Source organism: Streptomyces sp. NPDC043738 (assembly GCF_056436545.1).
The window spans coordinates 66211-89495 of the sequence record NZ_JBWKCJ010000023.1 but is presented as its reverse complement, the minus strand read 5'-3'; the positions used below and the strand labels follow the sequence as shown (position 1 = coordinate 89495).

The window sequence follows — 23285 nt, the reverse complement described above, 5'->3', positions numbered from 1 at the left end:
ATGGGGCATATCGCTCAGTTTAGGAGAATCCCGGACGAGGGGGTTGATCGACGGAGTGGCGGGGGCTGCCCCATGGAGGCCTACGAGCCCCCCGGGTGGTGGGTGGTCGCACCGGCTCCGGTCCATGGGAGCGGCCGCCGGCGGATCAGGTGGCGGGCGGCAGTCGCAGCTGAAGCATGGCCAGCAGCCGCTGGTCCGGCCGGCTCAGATCGAGACCGGTCAGCTCCTCGGCCCGGCGGATGCGGTAGCGCAGGGTGTTGGGGTGCACATGCAGCTCGGCGGCCGCGGCCCGCACATCGCCGAAGGCGTTCAGGTAGGCCAGGACGGTCTCCGCCAACTGCCCCTGGTGGCGGGTGTCGTGGGCGACCAGAGCGGTCAACCGGGGGTCCCGCATGGCGGGGTGCGCGGAGAGCAGCGCCAGCACCTCGCTGACGAGCACCTCCGCCTGGATGTCGGGCAGTGCGGCGACGGTGGTGGCGAATCCGACGCTCACCATCGCGTCGAGTATCCGGTCCGCCTCCCGGCGCGACGCGGGGACCTCCCCGAGCGCCGGCACGATGCAGCCGACCGAGCCGCGCAGCGACAGCCCCAGGTGGCGGCGCGCGGCGTCGGTGATCTCCTGCCCCCAGCCGCGCAGGATGCCGAGGTCGATGCTGCGCGGCAGCTGGGGCAGCAGTACATAGATCCGCGAATCGCCCTGGGTGACCAGCGCGCTGCGGTGCCGGGCCGCGGTGTGGACCGAGACGAGGTTGCTGACCTCGGCACGGGCCAGCTCCGGCGGGGTGGCCTCGGTGGAGCCGTAGGAGAAGCCCAGGACGGCGGCCGGCCGGGCCGGGTCCAGCCCCAGATGGGACGCCAGCGGCTGCGGCCCCGTCGTACCTTCCAGCAGCCCGGCCGCCAGCGTATGGGTCAGCGTCAGGTCCGCCGACAGCTCCCGGCGGCGGCGTACGAGATGGTGTGCGGCGACCCGGGCCGCGCCCACCAGTGCCTGGTCCGACTGCTCGGTCAGCGGCGTCGACCCCTCCTGGACCCAGATGATGCCCAGCTGCCGCTCCCCGGACCGGATGGACACCGCGAGCCGGCGGCGGATGCCCAGCTCCGGGTGGCCGTCGATGTTGATCACGTCGTCGGAGGCGCGCAGCCGCTGGAAGACGCCCCACTCGCGCAGCCGTGAAAGGTACTGCTCCGGGCCGTGCCAGCCCAGGATGGACAACCGCCGCAGGTCGTCGACCTCGTCGGAGTCGGTGGACCGCGAGTAGGCCAGCACGCGGTTGGCGGTGTCCTCGATGCTGACGATGCCGCCGGTGAGGACGGCGGTGGTCTGGGCGAGCGCGAAGAGGTCCCCTTCCTGGGCCTCCTCGCCGGGGCGCCCCGTAGGCGCGCTCTCCAGGGCCGCCCGGGCCAGCGCGTCCACCTGCTCCCAGCGCGCCTCGGTGCGTACGGACAGCAGCGCGACGCCGGCATCGACGGCGGTCTCGCTCAGTGCGGCGGCCTGGCCGGGGGTGTCCATCTTGACCGCGACGGCGCCGGCCCCGTCCCGTCCGCCCGCCCGCAGCGCGGGGAACGCGGCGCGGCCCCGGGCGCCGATGGCGAGGACCAGCTCGCCGGGGCGGGCCATTGGCGGGTCCTCGGGGTCGAGCAGGGCGACGCTGCGGATCTCGACGTCCAGCCCGGCGGGCGCGGCCTGCAGCTCGACCAGGGGGTCGCCCAGTGCCATGAGCAGCTGGCGCAGACTGATGCCCGTAGGGGGTGACGGTGCCGCGGCGGCTGGATCCATGATCGGCGCCTCTGCTGGGTTCGGGTGGCGTGGGCTCACTTCACTGCCGGCCCTCGCGCATACGGTCCCGATGTGTCACGCCAAGCAGCCGATCGGCCAAAGGCTGAGCCGCAACCGCGCGAATGAGCCACGCCAACAGTACTGATGCTATCCGCCGGGACGATCGCCCCCGCCCCCGCCGCCGTGGGCGTCCCACCGGACCGTGCGCGTCCCGCCGGGAGCCGGAGGTGTCCGCGCACCGTCCTCCTTCGTCTACAGTGTTGTAGACCGTCTGGGGCGCGGTGGACGCCGCTCCGCCCCGAGGTGTGGCTGCGCCCCCCGTCCACCCGTCGCCAGAAACGGATCCCATGAGCGCGATCAGCATCGGCCAAGCCGTCGTCCTCGGAGCCATCGAGGGGGTGACGGAGTTCCTGCCCGTCTCCTCCACCGGCCACCTCAAGATCGCCGAGGGGCTGATGGGGATCCCCGTCGACGACCGGACCGTCGTCGGCTTCTCCGCCGTCATCCAGGTCGGCGCGATCGCCGCGGCACTGGTCTACTTCGGCAAGGACATCGTGCGCATCGTGGGCGCGTGGTTCCGCGGGCTGCGCGACCGCGAGGAGCGCTACCACCACGACTACAAGTTCGCCTGGTGGGTCGTCTTCGCCACCATCCCGATCGTCGTCGTCGGCCTGGCCGCCAAGCCCCTGATCGAGGGCCCGCTCGCCTCCCTGTGGGTGGTGGCCGGCTCGCTGATCGCCGGCAGCGGCGTGATGTGGGCGGCGGACCAGATGGGCCGGCACAAGCGCGGAGAGGACGACACCTCCCTCAAGGACGCCATGTGGGTCGGCTGCTCGCAGATCCTCGCCCTCCTCTTCCCCGGCTTCTCCCGCTCCGGCGCCACCATGTCCACCGCCCTCATCCTCGACCTGGAGCGCGTCGCGGCCACCCGCCTGTCCTTCTTCCTCGGCATCCCGGCCCTCACGGGAGCGGGCATCTACGAGCTGAAGGACGCGGTCGGCAGCGGCGCGGCCGTCGCTCCGCTGGCCATCGGCACCGTCGTCTCCTTCCTCGTCGCCTACGCCTCGATCGCCTGGCTGCTGAAGTTCGTGGCCAAGCACTCCTTCAACTCCTTCGTGCTCTACCGGATCGTCGTCGGCGCGCTGCTGTTCGGGCTGCTGGGCATGGGCGTACTGCACTGACGGCCGCCGCGCCGGACCGGGATGCGGCCTCGCCGGTGGTATGGGTGCATCACCGACGCACCCGCCCGACGCGGGCGCCGCGCCCTGGAGGTGGCCTTGTCGAACCGGGACGGCTCGGATGCGGGCCCAGACGCCGATCACGCACGCGTACTGGCCCGCCTGCGGGTGATGGAGGAAGCCGCCGAGCACGTCGGCACCACCTTGGACGAGCAGACGATCTGCGCCGAGCTGTCGCGGTTCGTGTGCCGGCACCTGTGTGACGCCGCCGCGGTGGACCTCCTCCCCGAGAACACCGCGGCGGCCCGGCCCCGGTCCCGGGAGCCGGCGCTGCGCCGGGTGGCGTCGGCGGGTCTGGTGAGGGTGCTCCAAGCGCAGCCGTCGGACGACGGCGGCGGCGCGCCCGGCGGTGGCTCACCCGCCTCGCGGGCACTGGAGGAGGGGCGCCCGATTACCACCACCGCCGCCCTGGGGAAGGGCAGGTCCGCCGAGGCGGTATCGGTGCCGCTGCTCGCGCAGGGCCGGCGCTACGGCGTGCTGCTCGCCCTGCGCGCGGGCGGCGGCTTCACCGAGCACGAGACCGCCACCATGCAGTACGCGGCCCGCCTGGCGGCCGTCCATCTCGCGCACGCCCGCCGCTACGCCTCGGCGCAGCGCACCGCGATGGACCTGCAACGGGCGCTGCTCGCCGAGCCGGGCCGGCCGCACCCCAACCTGGAGCTCGCCACCCGCTACCTCCCGTCCGGCACCAGCGCCCTGGTCGGCGGCGACTGGTTCGAGACGGTGCGGCTCCACTACGGGCGCACCCTGCTGGTCATGGGCGACGTCATGGGGCACGGGCTCGACGCCGCCGTCGACATGAACGCCTACCGCTCCCACCTGCGCTATGTCGCCTCGACGGACCTGCCGCCGCACCGCGTGCTGCGTCAGCTCGACGCGGCCGTTGCCCAGGACGAGGCCCGCCGTCCGGCGACCTGTCTGCTCGCCCGGGTGGACCCGGCGCGCGGGCTCGCCGGCTTCGCCAGCGCCGGCCATCTCCCCCCGGTGGTCTTCCGCGGCGACGGCGGCGCCGACCTGGTGCGCGTCCCCGTCGGCCCGCCCCTGGGCACCGGCGTGGGCGGCTATGAGCTGATCACCCGCACCCTCACACCGGACGACACCCTGCTGATGTTCACCGACGGCCTCATCGAGCGCCGCGGTGAGGACATCGACGACTCCCTGGCCCGGCTGGCCCGACTGCGGCTGCCCGCACGGGCCGGCGTGGCGGAGCTGCTCGACGAGGTCCTGCTCCGCCTCGACGGACTGCACGCCGAGGACGATGTCGCCGTCCTCGCCGCACGGCTGCGCCGGCACCCCGGGCCGGAGACCGACCCCGAGGCATGAGTCACCGCCTCCTGGCGCCGCGCCCACTTCCTGACGCCGCATCATGCATCTGCCCGCTCCGCCCTGGAGGCGGAAGCCGAAGGGGCGGCCACGGCACCGGGCCATGGCCGCCCCTGGGGCTGCGCCGGGTCAGGCGCTCGGTGGGACCCGGGACGGGCGGCCCCGTCCCCGGGTGGCGCGATAGCCGGCGATGCCCGCGAGCGCGGCGAGCGCTCCGCCCGCAGCGGTCCAGATCCAGCGGTCGGACCACCGTCCGGAGGACCAGCCGCCGTCCGGCTCACGCAGCGCCGCGGGCCGCGGGGACGAGGCGTCCTCGTCGTCCTTCGACGCCGCGGCCGCGGCACCCGGCACCAGGGGCGCCGCGAGCCTGCCGTCCACCGCGTGCGCGCCGCCCTGGTCGGCAACGGACGCCTCGACCTCGGCGTGCACCGGAAGCCCCAGGTCCTCCTGCGCAAGATCGGCGACCGTCAGGCGTACGTAGTAGCTGCCCGGCAGCGGATCGTTCGCCCAGGGCTCCGCCCAGCCGCGCACCGTACGCAGCGTGCAGGACAGCTCCACCGATCCGGCGTCCTTGGCCGCCGCCCTGGTCCGGGTGCCGTACACACACGCCTGGCGGCGCCGCAGCCCGTCGTACACGTCGAGCTGCCAGGTGGCCGCGCCGTGCCGGGCGGCGGCCGCCGGCAGCGTCACCTTGGCCTTGACCGTGGCGCGCTGTTCGGCGTCCACGGGCAGCACCCAGTAGAGGTAGTCGCCGGTGGAGGCGTCGGCCGTCGCCGGCTGGTCCGGCTTGATGGCGGTCGCCGTGCGGAACGAGGTGCCCGCCTCGGTCGGACCGGCCGTCTCCGCGCTCTCGCTCGCGCTCGGAGTCGGCGTGGGGCTGTCGGCGACGGCGGCTCCCGCCAGGCCGAGGAGGCTCGCGCCGGCCAGCGCGGCGCTGGTCAGTAGGCGTACGGTGCGCATCAGTTGGTCCTCCAGACGGTCACGCGCCAACGGGAGATCCAGCCCCACAGCAGCCCGGCCAGCAGCCCGGCGAGGGCCAGTGAGACCAGCAGCCACCAGCCGTGGCCGAGGCCGAAGGAGGCCGCGTCGGAGGCGTCACTGGGACCGTCCACCAGGTCGATGGACAGCTCCATCGGCAGGCCGGGGTCGGTCTTGACCGATGCGGGCGCCGAGAAGGAGTTGCTGACCTGCAGGCAGACCGTCTCCGCCGCCGGCTTGTCGTCGTCGCCGTCGGTGAGCGGCGACTTGGGGTAGCGCAGCCCGGAGGAGATCACGTCCGTACGGCCGTCGCCGGCCTCCGCGCCGCGGACGATCTCCCGGCCGTGCACGGTCGAGGCCCGCAGCAGGACCCCGTAGTCGTTGTTGACGGCACGGTCGGCGGCGATGCTCACCGACGCGCGCAGTTCCTGGCCGGGGCGGACGTCCACCCGGTACCAGCGGTGCTCGGCGAACTTCTCGCGGTCGTTGTAGAGACCGGGCTTGAGCTTCGGCGCGGTGGCGCACTGCCGGGCACCTTCAGTGGGCACCGGGGTGACCACCGGATCGGCGGCCCGGTCCACCAACTGGTGTACGCGGTCGCGGAGTTCCTTGGTGTGCTGCACGGAGGTGTAGGTGCCGCCGGTGGCCTCCGCGATGCAGCTCAGCTGCTGGCGGGTCTTGGCGTCCGGCAGCAGCCCGAGGGTGTCGACGGTGAGGTGGATGCCCTCGGCGGCGATGTCACGGGCCACCTGGCAGGGGTCGAGCGGGGCGCAGGTGTCCTCGCCGTCCGTGATGAGCACGATCCGGCGCGTCCCGTCACCGCCCTTGAGGTCCTGGGCCGCGCCCAGCAGCGCGGGGCCGATGGGGGTCCAGCCGGTGGGGGTGAGGGTCGCCACCGCGGTCTTGGCCTCGGTCCGGTCCAGCGGACCGACCGGGTAGAGCTGGCGGGTGTCCTTGCAGCCGACCTTGCGGTCCTCGCCGCGGTAGTTGGCGCCGAGGGTCCGTATGCCGAGCTGTACGTCCTCGGGCACCGCGTCCAGCACCTCGTTGAACGCCTGCTTCGCCGCGGCCATCCGGCTCTGCCCGTCGATGTCGCGGGCCCGCATCGAGCCGCTGACATCGAGCGTCAACTCGACTTTGGGTACCGGCTTGGCGGACGGCTCATCGGCGACGGCGGGTGTGGGCGCAAGGGCGGCGGCCATCGCGGCAAGCAGCCCGCACACCCCGACCGCCAACCGTTTTCTTGTGATCATCGCTGGATCGTATGGAGAAAACCACCCCGCTCCAAAACGGTCCCGAAGCCGGGGCCCGGCCAGGCGTGTTGACCGTCTGCCGGCGGTTGCTCCAGGGGAAGGGCGGAGGGACCGGCGGGCGCGGGCGAGTCCGGCGCCGGCTCCGTCGCCGTGGCGTCAGGCCGGAGTGGCGGCCATCCGCCGCACCGCTTCCGTGAGCACCTCGGGGGAGGTCGCCAGATTGAGCCGTACGTGGCCGGCACCGCCGGTACCGAAGTCCGGGCCGGGACTGAGGGCCACCCTGCCGCGGGCGAGGAACACCGCGGCGGGGTCGTCGCCGAGGCCCAGCCGGCGGCAGTCGAGCCAGGCCAGACAGGTCCCGGGGGCGGGGCGGTAGCGGACCGCGGGCAGATGCTCGGCCAGCAGTTCGGCCAGCAGCCGCCGGTTGTCGTCGAGGCCGGCGCACAACGCGTCGAGCCAGCCGCCGCCGTCCCGCAGTGCGGCGGTGTGGGCGATGACGCCGAGGTGGCTGGGGCCGTGGCCGACCTCTTCGGGTACGCGTGCCAGGTCCTCGGCGGCGGCGGGCCCGGCGACGGCGAGCGCGGCCTTGAGGCCGGCCAGGTTCCAGGCCTTGGTCGCCGACATCAACGACAGCCCGTTCTCCGCCCCGGGCACGCTCAGGTAGGGGACGAAGGCGGTGCCCGGCGCCACCACGGGGGCGTGGATCTCGTCGGCGACGACCCGTACGCCGTACCTGTCCGCCAGTGCCGCGACGGCGGCCAGTTCCTCGGCGCTGTGCACGGTGCCGGTGGGGTTGTGCGGGCTGCACAGCAGATACGCGGCCCGGGACCCCTCCGCTGCGGCCTGCCGGAACGCACCCTCCAGCGCGGCGAGGTCGACCCGCAGATCCGGTCCCAGCGGCGCCTCCACCACGCGCCGGTCCATATGCGCCACGAACTGGTAGAACGGCGGATACACCGGGCAGTTGACGATCACCGGATCGCCGGCGCGGGTCACCACCTTCAGGACCTCGACGATGCCCAGCATGACGTCGGGCACGATCGTCGTCCGCGGTACGGCGAGCCCGTGCCAACCCCAGCGCCGGCGGGCGAAGCCGGCCAGTGCCTCGGCGTACGCAGTCCCCGCCGGGTAGCCGGTGTCGCCGAGCCCGACCGCGTCCGTGATCGCCCGCACGACCGGTGCGGCCAGCGGCACATCCATCTCCGCCACCCACAGGGGCAGCACGTCGGCCGGATGGGTGCGCCACTTCAGGCTGGTACGCCGGCGCAGCTCGTCGAGGGAGAGCCGGCGCAGCGGATCGGTGTGGTCCGGGTCGTCGGATGGTGTCGGCGCTCTTCGCCCCATGAGGCCAAAATAGGCGTGCGTGGCTGGTCGGTCCATGCGGCCTGGTGCGGCCGACCGCGAGGAGTTCGGCGTGCGGAGTTCAGGCGGCCGTGTTCAGGTGGCCGTGACAACCAGCGCGGCCTGGTCGTCGGGTGTGGAGTCGCCCGCGAACGCGGTGACCGCGGCCGTGACGGCCTCGATGAGCGTGGCGGCCGTGGGGGAGGTGCGGCCGCGGAGTGTCGTGCGGCAGCGGACCGCGGCGAGGGCGTCGGCGAGGCGGTGTTCGTCGAAGAAGTCCCCGTCGGTGGCGCGGGCTTCGGTGATGCCGTCGGTGACCAGCACCAGGCTGTCTCCCGGACAGAGGTCGACCCGGCAGGGGGACCCGTCGAAGTCCGGGGCGATGCCCAGCAGCAGGCCCGGCTCGGCGATCTCCTCGACTCTGCCGTCGGCACGGCGTACGAGCGGGGGGACATGGCCGGCGCGTATCAGATCCAGCGTCAGACGGGAGTCGTGGTGCCGCAGTTCGCCGTAGACGAGTGAGACGAAGTTGTCCTCGGTGGTGCTCTGGGCGAGCGCGTCGTTGATGGCCGCGACCACGGCGGCCGGGTCGGTGAGCAGCCGGGCGGCGGCACGCGCGGTGTGGCGGACCATGCCCGTGGTGGTGGCCGCCGCCGCCCCGCGACCGCAGACATCGCCGATCATGAACGCCCAGCGGTCGCCGGGCAGCGGGAAGACGTCGTAGAAGTCGCCGCCCACGTCGAGCCCCTCGCCGGCCGGGTGGTAGGACGCCGCGAGATCGGCGCCTGGTATCCGGGGCAGCGCGGGCGGCAGCAGACCGGCCTGCAGATCGCGGGCGAGCCGGACCCGGTCGGTGAACTGGTGGGCGTTGTCGGCGCTGGAGGCCGCCCGGCGGGCGAGCTCCTCGGCCAGGGCGATGACATGGCAGTCCAGGGGCCGGTCGGTGGCCACCAGGGTCAGCACGCCGAAGGTGCGGCCGCGGGTGGTCAGCGGCACGCAGACGTACCGGGTGACGTCGGGCTCCGAGGCGGGTGCGTCGAGGCTGTCGAGATCCGAGGCTGGTGCGTCGGCGAAGTCGGGCTCCGCCAGGGGAGTCTCCGAGTGATCGGGCTCCCCGGGAGGAGCGACGGCGCGGTGGTGGTCGGTCTCCGTGATGCCCGAGGCGAGGACACGGGCGACCGCGTGGTCGATCTCGCCGGCGATGCCCGGCGAGGTGAGGTACTCCTCCGCGGCCCGGCATGCGGAGGCCACGGCGATGCGCCGGGTCCGGCCGTCCTCGACGACATGGACGGTGCACAGCGGCGCCAGCGCGGGCACGGTGAGCCGGGCCATGCACTGCAGGCAGTCGAAGTAGTGCGGCTCGCGCGTGATCGCGGTGCTGGCGTCGAGCACGAAGGCCAGGTCCTCGCGGGCGGCCTTCTCCCGCTCCTGGGCGGCGCGGCCGGCCTCCATGGCGCGGTGCCGCTGGATGGCCAGCGCGGTGATCCGGGCGAACGCGGCGCTGAGCGCCACGTCCTTGTCCTCGGGGGCCTTGGGGGTGCGGTGGTACATCGCGAAGGTGCCCAGCAGCTCGTCGTCCGCGCCCAGGATCGGGGTGGACCAGCACGCCGCGAGGCCGGCCCGGCGCGCCAGGTCCTGGTAGCCCTCCCACCGCGGGTCGGTGGCGATATCGCTGACGATCACCGGGGCGCGCAGGTAGGCGGCCGTGCCGCACGAGCCCACGTTCGGGCCGGTGGCCACTCCGTCGATCGCCTCGTTGTAGAAGTCGGGCAGGCTGGGGCCGGTGCCGTGCCGCAGATGCCGGCCGTCGGGGTCGGCGAGGAGTACCGAGACGATCAGCTCCGGGGAGAGGTCCTCGATCGCCCGCGCCATGTCGGTGAGGATCTCGCGGAGCGGGGCGTCACGCGCGATCTGCTCCAGCAGGATGCGCTGCTCGGCGGCGAGCAACTGCGTGTGGTGGTGCGCGGTGGTCTCCACCGCGATCACGATCACCCCGTCGACCTGGCCGACCGCGTCCCGCCGGGGCTCGTAGGTGAAGTCGAAGAACGCCTCCCGCTCCGCCCCTGGCGCACCGAGCACCAGCCGTCCGCCCCGGGCCCGGTACGCGGTACCGGTGGCGTACACGGCGTCGAGACGGTCCAGGACGCCCTGGGGCCCCAGCTCCGGATAGAGCTCGCCAACCGGCGCGCCGGTCTGGGTGCGCTCGCCGCCGAACACCTCGAAGAACGCCGGGTTGGCCACTTCCAGCACATGCTGCGGTCCGCACAGCGCAGCGAAGATCACCGGGGCCTGGTCGAACAGGTCCTCGTACTCCTCGGTCCGCGTGTACGCGGTCGTGGACCGAGCAGTGACCGCTTCGAGGCGGTCCGACGGTATGGACATCGCAGGCCGCCCTCTCTGGCATTCGCCGACCGCGCCGTCGAGCCCTCTCTTCACTCTTACACACGGCGACGCCGATGTGAGCGAGCCGACCGCCCGGGCACGCGTCCGCCAGGTGCGCCCGCGTGTCGGTGACATCTGAGCGGCATACGGAGGAAGGCCACGGCGACGGTGCCCGGCATCCCCACGCCGGCGTGGCTGTCTCGTCGATGACGGACGGCAGCGGTACGACAGGAGCGCATGATGGCCACTTCCGCCCCCGCGGGCTCTTCTCCCCCGGCCGGGGTGCGCCACCGATTTCGCGCATGGATGCTGGAAGGCCTGGTCGACATGGCCAAGCGCCACCCCGGTCCGCACGCCGGGCCGCAGAGTGCCCACAAGGGACAGCGGTGGTGGCGGGTGATGTGCCTGACCGGTGTGGACTACTTCTCCACCCTCGGCTATCAGCCGGGCATCGCCGCCCTGGCCGCCGGGGCGCTGTCGCCGATCGCCACCATCGTCCTGGTCGTCGTGACGCTCGCCGGCGCGCTGCCGGTCTACCGGCGGGTGGCCAAGGAGAGCCCGCACGGCCAGGGCTCGATCGCGATGCTGGAGCGGCTGCTGTCCTTCTGGAAGGGCAAACTGTTCGTGCTGACGCTGCTGGGGTTCGCCGCCACCGACTTCCTGATCACCATCACCCTGTCGGCGGCCGACGCCGCCACCCACCTCGTGGAGAACCCGCACGTCAGCAGCGCCCTGCACAACCAGCAGATGGTCATCACGCTGATCCTGGTCGCCCTGCTGGGCGCGGTCTTCCTCAAGGGGTTCCTGGAGGCGATCGGGGTGGCGGTCGTGCTGGTCGGCCTCTACCTCGCCCTCAACGCCGTCGTGGTCGTCGCCGGGCTGTGGCATGTGGTGACCGCGGCGCACGTCATTCCCGACTGGTCCCATCTGCTGACCACCGAGCACGGCAGCGCGCCGGCCATGGTCGGGGTGGCGCTGCTGGTCTTTCCGAAGCTGGCGCTGGGCCTGTCCGGCTTCGAGACCGGTGTGGCGGTGATGCCGCACATCGAGGGCGAGCCCGGTGACACCGAGGCCCGGCCCACCGGGCGGATCCGGGGCGCGAGGAAGCTGCTCACCACCGCCGCCGTGATCATGAGCGTCTTCCTGATCCTCACCAGCTTCATCACCACCCTGCTCATCCCCGCGGAGGCGTTCCAGCCCGGTGGAGAGGCCAATGGGCGCGCGCTGGCCTACCTGGCCCATGAGTACCTGGGCTCGGCCTTCGGCACCGTCTATGACATCTCCACCATCACGATCCTGTGGTTCGCCGGCGCCTCGGCCATGGCCGGACTGCTGAACCTGATGCCGCAGTACCTGCCGCGCTACGGCATGGCACCCCACTGGGCGCGAGCCGTACGCCCGATGGTGCTGGTGTTCACCCTCGTGGCGTTCCTGGTGACCTGGATCTTCAACGCCGATGTCGACGCCCAGGGCGGCGCCTACGCCACCGGCGTCCTGGTCCTGATCAGCTCCGCGGCGATCGCCGTGACCATCGCCGCGCGGCGGGCCCGCGAGCGCGGCTGGACGATCGGCTTCGCCGTCATCTCCGTGGTGTTCCTCTACACCACCGTGGACAACGTCATCGAGCGGCCGGACGGTGTGAAGATCGGTGCCTGCTTCATCGCCGGCATCATGCTCATCTCGTTCCTCTCCCGCCTCGCCCGGGCCTTCGAACTGCGGGTGACCAGCGTCCTGCTCGACGAGACGGCCGAGCGGTTCGTCCGCGACATCGCCCACCGCAAGATCCGCTTCATCGCCAACGAACCCGACCAGCGCGATCTGGCCGAATACCGCGACAAGCTCCAGCAGATCCGCACCGACAACGACCTGCCGGCCGACGACGACTTCGTCTTCGTCGAGGTCACCATCGGAGACCCTTCCGAATTCGAGAGCGAACTGCGGGTGCGCGGGGAAGTGCTGCACGGCCGCTACCGCGTGCTCTGCCTGGAGAGCTCCACCGTCTCCAACGCCCTGGCCGCGCTGCTGCTGCACGTACGCGACGAAACCGGGGAGCGGCCGCACATCTACTTCGAGTGGACCGAAGGCAACCCCTTCGCCCAGCTGCTGCGCTTCTTCCTCTTCGGCCAGGGCGAGGTCGCGCCCGTCACCCGCGAGGTCCTCCGCGAAGCCGAACCCGACCGCTCCCGCCGCCCACGCGTCCACGTCGGCTGAGCACGAGCCCGCGCGCACGGCGGTCCCGGTCACCGGATCACCGGGTGAAGGGCTGGACGGACTGGGCGTGCCGGAAGACGTTGCGCGGGTCCCAGTACTCCTTGGCCTCCTGCAGCCGCCGGTAGTTGTCGTCGCCGTAGTAGAGGCGGTGCGAGGGCTGGCCCGAGGTGTTCCAATCGGGGTCGTCGAGGTCGGTGTCGGGGTAGTTGATGTAGCACCCGTCCGTCACCGGCGCCGGCTTCCCTTCGACCGGGGGCTCGGTCGGCGCCAGAACCGGCACTCCACCGGTGTCCTTGTAGACATCGCGGTAGAACTCCCGGATCCAGCGCAGGTGCGGCGCGGCGATCGAGGGGTCGATCTCGGCGTCGTGGTGGTCGGCGACACCGTCCTTGTTGGAGTCCCGCTTCCAGCTCCAGTAGGTCTGGTACTGCAGCTTCAGCACGGAGCTGCGCTGGTAGACCGCGGTGTCCCGGCTGTCGGGGAGGTTGATCGCGCCACCGTAGGAGTCGACCTGGAGCAGCGCCTGCGGATTCTTGTAGCCGTCGTCGCGGGTCAGCGCGCCGTAGATGGCGGTGAGCTGCGCCTCGGTGAAACCACGTGTCATATACGCCGACTTGTACTTGCCGCACTGGTTGTCACCGGAGCCGTTGAGGGTCTGCGTGGCCGTGAGCCAGGGCAGTCGGGTCGGCACGTGCAGCCCGCCCATGGGGGCGTGCTCGCCCATCCGCCGGTCCAGCGGTGTGGGGTCGACGCCCAGGTCCTTGGTGATCCAGTCGAGGAAGGCGTTCAGCCGCGCGACGCTGTCCGGCCGGGTGGCGTCGAGCTGGGTGATCAGACCGATCTTGCCGTTGGAGTGGTGGGTCAGCTTCAGTAGCGTGAACATGTCGGTGAAGTCGCCGCGGAGGGACTTCGGCAGCTGCCGGGTGTTCTCGTACTCGAAGAACAGCCCGTAATTGCGCACCAGCGACTTGAAGCGCTCCGGCTTCTTCCTGAGCTTGTCCCAGGGCCAGGCGACGGCGTGCAGCAGGACTTCGCCCGGGGGCTTGGGCAGTCCCTTGAACCAGTAGCGGGTGACCACACCGAAGTTGCCGCCGCCCCCGCCGGTGTGCGCCCACCACAGGTCTCGCAGCCGCTCGTCGGGGGAGTCCCGGCGGGCCACCACGACCTCCGCATGCTGGCCGTCGCGGACGACGACGACCTCCACCGCGTACAGGTAGTCCACCGTCAGACCGTGCTGCCGGGACAGCAGTCCGTATCCGCCGCCCGACACATGGCCGCCGGCGCCGACCGAGTAGCACGACCCGCCGGGGAGGGCGACGCCGAACGGCGCGTAGAGGTGGGTGGCGACATGCCAGTTGTTCGCGCCGGCCTCGACGCAGTACGCACCCATCTCCTGGTCGAGATAGGCCCGGTCCATCTGCCCGAGGTCCAGGATCACCCCGACGTCGTCGCCGCAGACGAAGTTCTCGTAGCAGTGGCCGCCCGAACGGACCGTGATGCGCCGGGCGAGGCTCTCGTCGGGGCGGTGGCTCGCCAGGTACTTGTTGAGCGCGGCGACGGCCTCGTCCGTCGAGCTGATCACCGACACATAGTCAGGGCTTGCGATGAAGCGCTGGTTGAAGCCGCGCCGCAGGGCCGCGTAGCGGGCGTCGCCCGGCCCCACCTCCGTACCGCACTCGGTTCCGGCCTTGGTCTGGTAAACGGTCATGTGCTCTCCCTGCGATGGAGCGATGGCGCCGTACGACCACCTCGAACGGCAGCTCTGCGTAATCACTGACTACTATCCGTGACCATCGTGGGGATGCAAATGCCCGGAACGTGTCCCTCCGCGTGTCCTGGGTTGACGGCCGCGCCCCTGCGTCAGGGAGCGACGACCGGTGTGGCCGGTGGCGCGATCACTGGGAGCGATCCAGCTGGGCGTTGCGTCACGGCTACGGCGATCGCCTCGCCGTAGCCGTGACGGCGATGCTCCCGGTGCCCGCCCAGGGGTTCGAGCCATCCGGGCCTGCCCGGCCCGGCCGACCACACCGTCACCGCGTTGCCCCGGTCGTCGAACGCGACCAGACACCGGGCGTCCGCGCACGGCGATCCGGCCGCCATGGCGTGCCAGCGCTCGTCCGTGAACGCCGCACCGACGGTCCGCACGTGGCTTCCGGCCGGCCGGCGCGGTGCGGGTCTGCGGACTCGGGCGGGCGGCCGATGAGCGAAGGGGCCCGCCTGGGCTTCCCCGGCAGTCGTATCGCCCCGTTACCGCCCCGGCGGACACGTCCTAGCCTGGAGGAATGGGCGGCGACGTGCTCACGGTGTTCCTCTGCGGGGACGTGATGCTCGGTCGCGGCGTCGACCAGATCCTGCCGCACCCGGGCGACCCCGCGCTGCGGGAGGGGTATGCCCGCGACGCCCGCGACTATGTCGCGCTGGCCGAGGCGGTGAACGGCCCCATTCCCCGTCCGGTCGACTTCTCCTGGCCGTGGGGGGAGGCGCTGGGGGTGCTGGACGAGGCCGCGCCCGTCGCGCGCGTGATCAACCTGGAGACCAGCGTCACGCGAAGCCACGCCTTCGCCCCCGGAAAGGAAGTCCACTACCGGATGAACCCCGCGAACCTCCCCTGCCTGACGGCCGCCCGCCCCGATGTCTGCGTGCTGGCCAACAACCACGTCCTGGACTTCGACCGCAGTGGACTGCGGGAGACGCTCGACACGCTCGCGGGCGGCGGACTGCGGACGGCGGGAGCGGGCATGGACGCCGACGCGGCCCGGCGGCCGGCCGTCGTCCCCGTCGAAGGCGGCCGGCGCGTCCTGGTCTTCTCCTTCGGCCTGCCCTCCAGCGGCATCCCCCGGACCTGGGCCGCGGACGAGGGCCGCAGCGGGGTCGCGTTCGTGGCCGGGCCGTCCCAGGCCGCCGCCCGGGAGTGGGCCGTCCGCGTCCAGCGGACGAAGCGACCGGGGGACATCGTGGTGGCCTCGGTCCACTGGGGCCCGAACTGGAGCTACGGCGTCTCCCGCGCCGAGACCGCCTTCGCCCACACCCTCCTCGACGGCGGAGTGGACATCGTGCACGGGCACTCCGCGCACCACCCCCGGGGCCTGGAGGTGCACCGGGGCAAGCTCCTGATCCACGGGTGCGGCGACTTCATCGACGACTACGAGGGCATCACCGGCTACGAGCACTACCGGGACGATCTGCGGCTGCTCTACCTGGTGTCGGTGGAAGCGGACACCGGACGGCTCCAGGACGTACGGATCACCCCGCTCCAGGCCCACCAGATGAGGCTGCGGCACATCTCCTACGAGGACTCCCGCTGGCTGCGCAGGCTCCTCGACCGGATAGCCACCGGTTTCCAGGCGTGCGACGCATCCGAACCCGGTGGCACGCTGACGCTCCGGCCCGCCTGAGGCACGCACCCTCCCTCCCCGACCGGCGTTCCCGCAGCCCGGGACGGGGGATCAGATGTGCAGGGTCAAAGGCGGGTGCGTGCCGTTCAGAAAGTGATCGCCGATGTCGCGGAGGCGGTGCGTGGGAGAGCCCTGCGCCGTCAGGACGCGCGCGTTGCGCCAGAACCTGTCGAACCCGGGGCCGTCGGCAGGGGAGTCGGCGCCATCGGTGAGTTCCAGGATCCGGGTGGTGATGCGCATGGCGGACCGGCTGGTGACGGCCTCCGCCGCGGCGACCAGGACGGCGATGTCGGCGCGCGCTTCGACGCCGAGTTCGCGCCCGGCCACAAGGCCCCTCGCCAGGGCCTCCGTCGCCGGTTCCACCACCGCCGCCGCGGTGTGCGCGGCGGCCACCAGCTCCCCGTAGGCGAGCAGGAGGTACGGATCCCCGTCCGGCAGTCCCTCGTACGTGCCGCTGTCGGGACCCGAGGGTGGCCAGGTGCGCGGCGCGGCGCGACTGAAGTCCCGCGCCTCGGCCAGCGCTCCTTCGGCGATCCCCAGGCCGACGTGCACCAGGGCGAGCCGGAGCGCCAGTGGGGCGAGCGCGGCGAAGGGGGAGACGTCGTGCTCGTCGCGCGGGACGGCACCCAGCACCTGGTCCGGGGACGACACCGGGACGCCGTCGAAGCCGATGCTGCCCGCTCCGGTCAGCCGCTGCCCCAGACGGTCGTGCGACGGATCGGCCGTCACTCCGGGGTGGTCGGGGTCCACGAGCACCATCAGCGACTCACCGGTCTCGGTGCACACCGCGCCGAGCACCAGCCGGTCGGCGACGGCGACACCCGCGGAGAACGCCCGGTGGCCGTTGAGGAGATACCCGTCGGACGTCGGTGTCAGCGTCAGCTCCGGGCCGGTCTCCGTCCCCGTGTCCGCCTCCGTCCCCGGAACACCGGTGTCCCCGCCCCAGAGCCACTGCTCCTCGGCCGCCCGGAGCTCTAGTGCGGCGGCCCGCTCCGGGGTGCCGAAGAACCGGGCGCTCCACGACAGGGCGTAGTGCCGGCCGAGGAGTTCGCCGATGGAGCCGTCGGCCGCCGCGATCTCACGGATGACCGCGCAGGCGGTCCGCAGATCGGTGCCCCACGGGGAGCCGGGCGGCATCAGCAGGGCCGGCAGGCCGGCTTCGCGCACCCGCTGGATCTCGTCGAACGGCGGCTTGCCCGCGCGGTCGCGGAGGAGCGCGTCGACGGCGAGATCGTCCGCCACCTCACGGGCGACCAGCGGCCATATCCCGTCCTCCGAAGGGTCGTTGGCCGGCGGGGCGGCGGGACACGCTGCGGACCTCTTCGACATGACGCCGTTCACCGTCCCCTCTCCGATCCAGTTTCCCTAGTTTTCCCACTGGATTGATAGGGAATAGGATGCGTCCGGACTCCGCGCGCAGCAAGGGCCGTTCAAGGTGTGGACAGTGGCGTCTTGCAGTCTGGACGGCCTGGACGGTCCGCAGGGCGTTTCCCGTGGTGGGGGCGCTCCTTGAGGGGCGGTGCGGGAGGTTCCCCGGAGGTGGTGGCGCTCCTAGGGGTTCGTCCAGGAGTCGGGGTCCTCGGCCAGCGCCGAGACCGGGTTGGGCAGTTCGGCCGAGGCGACGTCGGCCAGGGACACCCCGTCCAGGATCTGGCGGACGTTGGCGCGCAGCGCGATCCACAGTGGCAGCAGCGACTCGGCCGGGCCGGTGTAGGACAACTCCGGCGGGCGGACCCCGCGTACGGACACCAGCGGTCCGTCCACGACGCGGATCACGTCCGCGATGCTGATGGCCTCCGCGGACCGGGCCAGCCGATAGCCCCCGTTGCCGCCGCGCTGACTGAGGACCAGTCCGCCCCGGCGCATGTCGTTCAGGATGCCTTCGAGGAACTTGTGCGGAATGTCCTGGGCGTCGGCGATGGCCTCCGCCTTGAGCGGCCCCGCGTCCCGGGCGTCAGCGAGTTGCAGCGCGGCGCGCACCGCATAGTCCGCTCTGGCTGAAATCCGCATGCCTGCATTATTCCGCAGCGGCGGTGCGGGCTCTCGCCGCGGCGGCCGCCCCGGTCGCAGGCCCGGCCGCAGCCCCCTTGACGCGGCTCGACGGCGGCTCGACACTCGGGGGCGGGAACCCTAGCGAACGGGTGGGAAATCATGGGGCGTGCAGGGTCGGCCGGTGACCGCGCGGTCCGCGCCTTTCGGCCGCTTCCCCCGCTGACCTCGCGCCGGCACATCGATCTCCTGCGCGTCTGCAGCGCGGCCAGTCTGCTCCGCTGAGGGCGGTCGCGGCCGCGCCGCGCCGTCCCTCGTTCCCCGCCGCACCCCCGCCGCGGCCGGGCCCGCGCCGACGCCGCCGCCTGCCCGCCGCCCGAGGCGCATCCGCCGTACCTCCACCCCTACCTCCGCCGGTCCGCGCGCCCGCACCCCGTCGTACGCCCGCGCACCGGCCCCGGACCCCAGGGAGCCGCATGTCCGCCACGTCCGCTGTGTCCGCCGCAGCCCAGCACTCCGCCACAAGCCAGGATTCCGCCACCTCCCCCAACGCCGTACCGCCCCTGCGCGGCAGGATCGGCGGCGATGCGCGCAGCGGCCACTACGCCGTGCCGCACCGCTACCGCCTGCACCTGACGCTGTCCTGTCCGCACTGTCTGAGCATCGCCATCACCCACAGCCTGCTGGACCTCGGCGACACCCTCCCGGTGACGCTGCTGCCCGCCGTCCCCGACGGCGCGGACGGCGGATACGCCACGCTGCGCCCGTTGTACGAGGCCAGTTCGCACCAGCACCCCGGGCCGGCCGCGGCGCCGGTGCTCAGCGACGGATGGACGGGGCGGATCGTCAGCACGCACACCCCCGACATCCTGCGGGACCTGGCCGAACGGTTCGGCGCCGAGGGGCCCGTGCTGTATCCGTGCGAGGCCCGCAGCGGCATAGCGGCGGTCGGGCGGCTCTGCGCGCAGGACGTCAACGAGGCCGCGCAGCGCGCCGGCCGGGTAGGCGTCGGCGGCCCGGCATACGGGGTCGCGCTGACGACCCTGCTCAGGGCACTGGAGTCACTGGATCAGCTGCTGGCCGGCCGGGAGTACGTACTGGGCGGTGAACTCACCGCCGCGGACGTCCAGTTGTGGGTGACGCTGGTGCAGCTCGACACCGTGCACCGCTGGCATCTGGACGCCGCGGCGGTACACCGCATCGCCGGCCACCGTCGGCTGTGGTCGTATGCGCGCCGGCTGGCCGCCCTGCCCGCCTTCGGCTCCCACCTCGACCTGGACGGCATCGCCCGCCGGCACCATGCGCGCTGTCAGGGGCGGGAGGCCGCCGGTGCGGCGGTGCAGATCCTGGACTGGACGGCGGCGCACACACCCGGGCGGGGCGCGCCCTGCCCCCGCTGACCTGAGGCGGGCGGATCCTCACCCCGTGGCCGGGCCGGGCGCGCAGTGCGGACCTGGTTCGGCCGGGGTGGCGGCCGTGGCGTGTGCGCCGGTCGGCGACGGCCGCACGCGCCCGCTGCCGTCGGCGGAAATGGCACGATCATGGATGTTCGATAGAATGATGCCATGAGGTCGATGTCATGAGGTCGACGCAGCAGCCGTCGCAGCCGTCCGTCCACCGCGTCGTCGTGCTGGCCCTCGACGGCGTCTACCCGTTCGAGCTGGGCATCGCGAACCGCGTCTTCGGCGAGGCGAGGCACCTGTACGAGGTGGTCACCTGCACCGCCGACGGCCTCCCGGTGCGGACCGGTGCGGACTTCTCGGTCACCCCCGACCACGGCCCCGAGGCCCTGGAGACCGCCGACACGGTCGTCGTCCCGCCTTATGACCACAGCCTGCTCTCCGACCGGCTCGCGCCGGCCATGGCCGCTGCCATGGCCCGTATCCGCCCCGGTACCCGGCTGGTGTCGATCTGCACGGGCGCCTTCCTGTTCGGGGCGGCCGGCCTGCTCGACGGACGCACCGCCACCACCCACTGGGTCCTCGCGGACACCTTCCGCCGGCTGTTCCCGCACGTCACCCTCGACCCCGACGTGCTGTTCATCGACGACGGGGACATCCTCACCTCGGCCGGCGCCGTCTCGGGCGTGGACCTCTGCCTCCACCTCGTCCGCAAGGACCACGGCAGCGAGGTCGCCAACCACATCGCGCGCCGCTGCGTCATACCGCCCTGGCGGGACGGCGGTCAGGCCCAGTACATCGAACAGCCGGTGCCCGGGCCGGGCACGACCGGGACCGCCGCCACTCGCGAGTGGGCCCTGGAGCGCCTCGACCAGCCCCTCACCCTCGCCGACCTCGCGGCGCATGCCGAGATGAGCCCCCGTACCTTCGCCCGCCGCTTCACCGAGGAGGCCGGCACAAGCCCGGGCCGCTGGGTGATCCAGCAGCGCGTCCATCAGGCCCGCCGGCTGCTGGAGACCACCGACCTGTCCGTCGAGCGGATCGCCCACGAAGTCGGCTTCGGCGGCGCCATCTCGCTCCGCCAGCATCTGCACTCGGTGATCGGCGTCTCCCCGCTGGCCTACCGACGAGCGTTCCAGGCGACCAGTGACGCATGACCCGGTGACGCATGACCGGTGCAGGGCCGGCGACGCATGAGCGGCATGTGGGCGCGGACCGCCACGAGCGTGAGCGTGGCACGATCCCATCGAATGCTGTCTATCTTGCCATTGTCGTGTGACGCGGATGCCGCCAGTCTGGGGATATGACCGACTCGACGGCGCACCGCGCCACATCTCCCACCATGCGTGCCATCAGCCAGAACGCCCACGGCGGCCCCGAGGTCCTCACCGAGGTCGAGCTCCCGCGGCCCGCACCCGGCATCGGCGAGATCCTCGTCGCCGTCCACGCGGCCGGCGTCAACCCGACCGACTGGAAGCACCGCGCGGGCGCCCTCTCCGTGGGGCCGCCGCCGTTCGTCCTCGGCTGGGACGTCTCCGGCGTCGTCGAGGCCGTCGGCCTCGGTGTCACCCTCTTCAAGCCGGGTGACGAGGTCTTCGGGATGCTGCCCTACCCCTCCGGTGTCGGCGCGTACGCCGAGTACGCCATCGGCCCCGCGCGGGCCTTCGTCCCCAAGCCGTCCGCCATCGGCCACATCGAGGCGGGTGCCATCCCGCTCGCCGCCCTCACGGCCCATCAGGCGCTGGTCGACACCGCGGACATCCGGCCCGGGCAGCGGGTGCTGATCCACGCGGCCGCCGGCGGCGTGGGCCACCTCGCCGTACAGATCGCCAAGGCCCGGGGCGCCCACGTCATCGGAACGGCCAGCGCCGCCAAGCACGACCTGCTGCGGGAGCTGGGCGCGGACGAGCTCATCGACTACCGCACCACCGACTTCGCCGACGTCGTCAGCGATGTCGACATCGTCCTGGACACCCTCGGCGGCGACATCCGCACCCGGTCCCTCGACGTGCTGCGCCCGGGCGGCCTCGTCGTCTCGATCGTGCCCCCCGTTACGGAGGAAGAGGCCAAGAAGTCGGCCGAGTTGGGCGTCCGGTTGGAGGCGATGATCGTCGAGGCCGACCAGGCCGGCATGCGGGCGGTCGCCGACCTCGTCGAAGCCGGCACGCTGCGCGTCCACGTCGACGCGGCGCTGCCGCTCTCGGAAGCCGCCAAGGCGCACGCGCTGGGCGAGACGAACCGCACCACCGGCAAGCTCGTGCTCACCGTGCGCTGATCCCCCGCCGCACCGGCTGATGCTCCGTGGGACCGGCCGGCCGCCCCTCGCGACACCGGGTGCAGAACACGACGTTCGCGTGGTGCGTGGTGGTTGTGTGATTGGCCCGGAATGGCCGAATTTGCGGTTGGTCGGGCTCCCGGAGCGCGTGCAGGATTCAGATGCGGAAGACGGCCGCGATACCGGTGCGCGGCCGTGTCATCGACAGGGGGGACGTTCCATGCGTCAGGTCCGTGGCACGATCAGGAAGACGGTGGCGGCGGCCGCCGCGCTCGCCGGCGGCGCGCTGTTGACGCTCGGTGTGAGCGCGGACGCCGCGCACGCGGCCGGCACGGCGGGGGAGTACCAGGGATGCCCGTCCGGGTATGTGTGCCTCTACCCGAACGCGGGGTGGAACGGCGGCCATCCCACCTACAAGTGGTACACCTACGGCGCCCACAACCTCAGCAACCAGTTCGGCGTCAAGAGGCTCTTCAACAACCAGACCGGCGGCGCCATCGCCCGCAACTGCACCGGTTACAACGGCACCGGCTGCCAGGGCATCCAGAGCGCCGGTACGTACGCCGACTACGACTACACCCCGTACAACTCCGTTCTGCTCGCGCCCAACTGACCTCCCCGCCCGCGGCGTCGCCGCCACCCTCGCCCTCCCCCTGAGCAGACGGCCGCATCGCAGGTCCCGGTCGCCGGGCCGACCGCGCTCGCGCCCGTCGGCCTACTGCTGGTCGAGGAACGCCGCGACGGCCTGGACGAACAGCCGCGGGTCGTCCAGCCAGGGGTAGTGGCCGGCTCCCGGCTGGACGGTCAGCTCGCCCCGGGGCAGCAGCCGCGCGATGTCGGCGGCGACGCGGGGGAGCGGACCGCTGTCCAGTTCACCCGCGAGGACCAGGACCCGCGCGTCCCACCCGGCGAGGGCGGCCCGCGCCGCGGCCGGTTCGAACGCGCCGGCCGCCGCGTACCGCTCCCCGGCCTCGTCGTTGCACTGGGCCACCTCGGATGCCGCGTGCGCCTGCGCGGCCGCGTCCCAACGGCCGTAGAAGAACGGGGCGACGGCGTCCCAGTCGTCGTCGCTCGTGGAGCCGGCCCAGACGGCCTCGTAGGCGGCGTACGCGGCCGGGAACCAGGGCTCCGGGGCGCGCAGGGCGGCCGCCTCGCGCCGGTGCTCCTCGGTGAAGTCGACGCCGAGGGCGCGAGCACGGGCGGTGATCAGGGTGAGGCTGCGGACGCGCTCCGGGTGCCGAGCCGCGTACAGCAGGGCGAGATCGCCGCCCGCGGAGTGCGTGAGAAGGTCGATCCGGTCCAGACCGAGGTGCGCGCGGAGGGCCTCGACATCGTCGACCTGCCGGTCGCAGCGGTACGTCGCCGGGTCGCGGGGGATGCCGGAGTCACCGGTGCCGCGCAGATCGAGCAGGACCAGCCGGCGCCGCTTCGACAGTCCGCCGAGGTCGCCGAGGTAGGCGGAGGCGCGCATCGGGCCACCGGGCAGGCAGAGCAGCGGCTCGCCCTCACCCACCTCGTGGTAGGCGAGTTCGGTGCCGTCGACAGCGGTGAGAGTGGGCATGGCGCCATCCTCATCGCCGTACCGGGCCGCGACAAGCGAATTGGCGCGCACGGTCCGCCAGGACCGACCCGGCTCCTTCCGTCACCCCAACGCAGGAACTCCGGGCGAATGCGGAGGTCGCACACGAGTCCGGCACCGTGCCCTGCTTACCATCACCGGCAT

At 72.6% G+C, this 23285-nt stretch carries 18 protein-coding genes; 8 read left to right on the top strand and 10 right to left on the bottom strand.

The features are described 5' to 3' along the window. Positions 1–145 precede the first annotated feature (145 nt). Entirely contained in the window at positions 146–1777 is a 1632-nt protein-coding gene (locus tag AC0680_RS26810) for a PucR family transcriptional regulator (protein ID WP_478633363.1), read from the bottom strand. A 347-nt stretch (positions 1778–2124) separates the two neighbouring features. Between AC0680_RS26810 and AC0680_RS26805 the strand changes: the two genes are divergently transcribed. Together AC0680_RS26805 and AC0680_RS26800 are read left to right on the top strand one after the other, a co-directional pair. Next, positions 2125–2958, top strand: a complete 834-nt coding sequence (locus AC0680_RS26805; RefSeq protein ID WP_478633362.1) for an undecaprenyl-diphosphate phosphatase — start codon at positions 2125–2127, stop codon at positions 2956–2958. Positions 2959–3126: 168 nt separating this feature from the next. Beyond that, positions 3127–4338 carry a PP2C family protein-serine/threonine phosphatase gene (locus AC0680_RS26800; protein WP_478633474.1) on the top strand — a complete coding sequence of 404 codons (1212 nt, stop codon included), beginning with the start codon at positions 3127–3129 and terminating at the stop codon, positions 4336–4338. 129 nt (positions 4339–4467) lie between these two features. Here AC0680_RS26800 and AC0680_RS26795 read toward each other — a convergent pair whose 3' ends face one another. The 4 genes from AC0680_RS26795 to AC0680_RS26780 all read right to left on the bottom strand — a co-directional run bounded on the left by AC0680_RS26795 (position 4468) and on the right by AC0680_RS26780 (position 10292). Then, positions 4468–5298: a hypothetical protein gene (locus AC0680_RS26795; RefSeq protein WP_478633359.1), complete on the bottom strand. Its 831-nt coding sequence runs from the start codon at positions 5296–5298 to the stop codon at positions 4468–4470. After that, positions 5298–6569, bottom strand: coding sequence for a VWA domain-containing protein (locus tag AC0680_RS26790; RefSeq protein ID WP_478633357.1), 1272 nt, complete (start codon positions 6567–6569; stop codon positions 5298–5300). Before AC0680_RS26790 ends, AC0680_RS26795 begins: the two co-directional genes overlap by 1 nt. 156 nt (positions 6570–6725) lie before the next feature. Continuing rightward, positions 6726–7913: a MalY/PatB family protein gene (locus AC0680_RS26785; RefSeq protein WP_478633355.1), complete on the bottom strand. Its 1188-nt coding sequence runs from the start codon at positions 7911–7913 to the stop codon at positions 6726–6728. Between the two features lie 93 nt (positions 7914–8006). Continuing rightward, on the bottom strand, positions 8007–10292 hold the full coding sequence (locus tag AC0680_RS26780; RefSeq protein WP_478633352.1) for a SpoIIE family protein phosphatase: 2286 nt from the start codon (positions 10290–10292) through the stop codon (positions 8007–8009). Positions 10293–10532: 240 nt separating this feature from the next. On the opposite strand from AC0680_RS26780, the gene AC0680_RS26775 reads away from it, so the two are divergent. Next, complete coding sequence (locus AC0680_RS26775; RefSeq protein WP_478633349.1) at positions 10533–12503, top strand: APC family permease; 1971 nt, start codon at positions 10533–10535, stop codon at positions 12501–12503. A 37-nt stretch (positions 12504–12540) separates the two neighbouring features. On the opposite strand, the gene AC0680_RS26770 is transcribed toward AC0680_RS26775, so the two are convergent. Both AC0680_RS26770 and AC0680_RS26765 read right to left on the bottom strand, forming a co-directional pair. Continuing rightward, on the bottom strand, positions 12541–14211 hold the full coding sequence (locus AC0680_RS26770) for an FAD-binding oxidoreductase (RefSeq protein WP_478633346.1): 1671 nt from the start codon (positions 14209–14211) through the stop codon (positions 12541–12543). Positions 14212–14363: 152 nt separating this feature from the next. After that, entirely contained in the window at positions 14364–14648 is a 285-nt protein-coding gene (locus AC0680_RS26765) for a hypothetical protein (protein ID WP_478633344.1), read from the bottom strand. 137 nt (positions 14649–14785) lie between these two features. Here AC0680_RS26765 and AC0680_RS26760 point away from each other — a divergent pair, with 137 nt between their 5' ends. Further along, a complete protein-coding gene (locus tag AC0680_RS26760; RefSeq protein ID WP_478633341.1) occupies positions 14786–15898 on the top strand; it encodes a CapA family protein in 1113 nt (370 codons plus the stop codon). A 51-nt stretch (positions 15899–15949) separates the two neighbouring features. Here AC0680_RS26760 and AC0680_RS26755 read toward each other — a convergent pair whose 3' ends face one another. Further along, positions 15950–17227: an acyl-CoA dehydrogenase family protein gene (locus tag AC0680_RS26755; protein WP_478633339.1), complete on the bottom strand. Its 1278-nt coding sequence runs from the start codon at positions 17225–17227 to the stop codon at positions 15950–15952. A gap of 222 nt (positions 17228–17449) precedes the next feature. Continuing rightward, complete coding sequence (locus AC0680_RS26750; protein WP_478633338.1) at positions 17450–17908, bottom strand: RrF2 family transcriptional regulator; 459 nt, start codon at positions 17906–17908, stop codon at positions 17450–17452. Positions 17909–18363: 455 nt separating this feature from the next. Here AC0680_RS26750 and AC0680_RS26745 point away from each other — a divergent pair, with 455 nt between their 5' ends. The 4 genes from AC0680_RS26745 to AC0680_RS26730 all read left to right on the top strand — a co-directional run bounded on the left by AC0680_RS26745 (position 18364) and on the right by AC0680_RS26730 (position 22175). Further along, complete coding sequence (locus AC0680_RS26745; protein ID WP_478633336.1) at positions 18364–19287, top strand: glutathione S-transferase C-terminal domain-containing protein; 924 nt, start codon at positions 18364–18366, stop codon at positions 19285–19287. 179 nt (positions 19288–19466) lie between these two features. After that, positions 19467–20444 carry a GlxA family transcriptional regulator gene (locus AC0680_RS26740; protein ID WP_478633333.1) on the top strand — a complete coding sequence of 326 codons (978 nt, stop codon included), beginning with the start codon at positions 19467–19469 and terminating at the stop codon, positions 20442–20444. A 185-nt stretch (positions 20445–20629) separates the two neighbouring features. Next, positions 20630–21562: an NADP-dependent oxidoreductase gene (locus AC0680_RS26735; RefSeq protein WP_478633471.1), complete on the top strand. Its 933-nt coding sequence runs from the start codon at positions 20630–20632 to the stop codon at positions 21560–21562. A 220-nt stretch (positions 21563–21782) separates the two neighbouring features. After that, the gene (locus tag AC0680_RS26730) at positions 21783–22175 is read left to right on the top strand and encodes a hypothetical protein (protein ID WP_478633331.1); all 393 of its coding nucleotides are present in this window, start codon (positions 21783–21785) and stop codon (positions 22173–22175) included. A gap of 102 nt (positions 22176–22277) precedes the next feature. Here AC0680_RS26730 and AC0680_RS26725 read toward each other — a convergent pair whose 3' ends face one another. Further along, positions 22278–23123, bottom strand: a complete 846-nt coding sequence (locus tag AC0680_RS26725; protein ID WP_478633329.1) for an alpha/beta fold hydrolase — start codon at positions 23121–23123, stop codon at positions 22278–22280. Positions 23124–23285 lie beyond the last annotated feature (162 nt).

What these genes read in the sequence shown, in the direction of transcription:
- AC0680_RS26795 (WP_478633359.1), bottom strand. Translation starts at nt 5,298, where the DNA reads ATGCGCACCGTACGCCTACTGACCAGCGCCGCGCTGGCCGGCGCGAGC.
- AC0680_RS26810 (WP_478633363.1), bottom strand. Translation starts at nt 1,777, where the DNA reads ATGGATCCAGCCGCCGCGGCACCGTCACCCCCTACGGGCATCAGTCTG.
- AC0680_RS26755 (WP_478633339.1), bottom strand. Translation starts at nt 17,227, where the DNA reads ATGTCGAAGAGGTCCGCAGCGTGTCCCGCCGCCCCGCCGGCCAACGAC.
- AC0680_RS26800 (WP_478633474.1), top strand. Translation starts at nt 3,127, where the DNA reads ATGGAGGAAGCCGCCGAGCACGTCGGCACCACCTTGGACGAGCAGACG.
- AC0680_RS26735 (WP_478633471.1), top strand. Translation starts at nt 20,630, where the DNA reads ATGCGTGCCATCAGCCAGAACGCCCACGGCGGCCCCGAGGTCCTCACC.
- AC0680_RS26750 (WP_478633338.1), bottom strand. Translation starts at nt 17,908, where the DNA reads ATGCGGATTTCAGCCAGAGCGGACTATGCGGTGCGCGCCGCGCTGCAA.
- AC0680_RS26740 (WP_478633333.1), top strand. Translation starts at nt 19,467, where the DNA reads ATGAGGTCGACGCAGCAGCCGTCGCAGCCGTCCGTCCACCGCGTCGTC.
- AC0680_RS26805 (WP_478633362.1), top strand. Translation starts at nt 2,125, where the DNA reads ATGAGCGCGATCAGCATCGGCCAAGCCGTCGTCCTCGGAGCCATCGAG.
- AC0680_RS26725 (WP_478633329.1), bottom strand. Translation starts at nt 23,123, where the DNA reads ATGCCCACTCTCACCGCTGTCGACGGCACCGAACTCGCCTACCACGAG.
- AC0680_RS26745 (WP_478633336.1), top strand. Translation starts at nt 18,364, where the DNA reads ATGTCCGCCACGTCCGCTGTGTCCGCCGCAGCCCAGCACTCCGCCACA.
- AC0680_RS26780 (WP_478633352.1), bottom strand. Translation starts at nt 10,292, where the DNA reads ATGTCCATACCGTCGGACCGCCTCGAAGCGGTCACTGCTCGGTCCACG.
- AC0680_RS26760 (WP_478633341.1), top strand. Translation starts at nt 14,786, where the DNA reads ATGGGCGGCGACGTGCTCACGGTGTTCCTCTGCGGGGACGTGATGCTC.
- AC0680_RS26785 (WP_478633355.1), bottom strand. Translation starts at nt 7,913, where the DNA reads ATGGGGCGAAGAGCGCCGACACCATCCGACGACCCGGACCACACCGAT.
- AC0680_RS26790 (WP_478633357.1), bottom strand. Translation starts at nt 6,569, where the DNA reads ATGATCACAAGAAAACGGTTGGCGGTCGGGGTGTGCGGGCTGCTTGCC.
- AC0680_RS26730 (WP_478633331.1), top strand. Translation starts at nt 21,783, where the DNA reads ATGCGTCAGGTCCGTGGCACGATCAGGAAGACGGTGGCGGCGGCCGCC.
- AC0680_RS26775 (WP_478633349.1), top strand. Translation starts at nt 10,533, where the DNA reads ATGGCCACTTCCGCCCCCGCGGGCTCTTCTCCCCCGGCCGGGGTGCGC.
- AC0680_RS26770 (WP_478633346.1), bottom strand. Translation starts at nt 14,211, where the DNA reads ATGACCGTTTACCAGACCAAGGCCGGAACCGAGTGCGGTACGGAGGTG.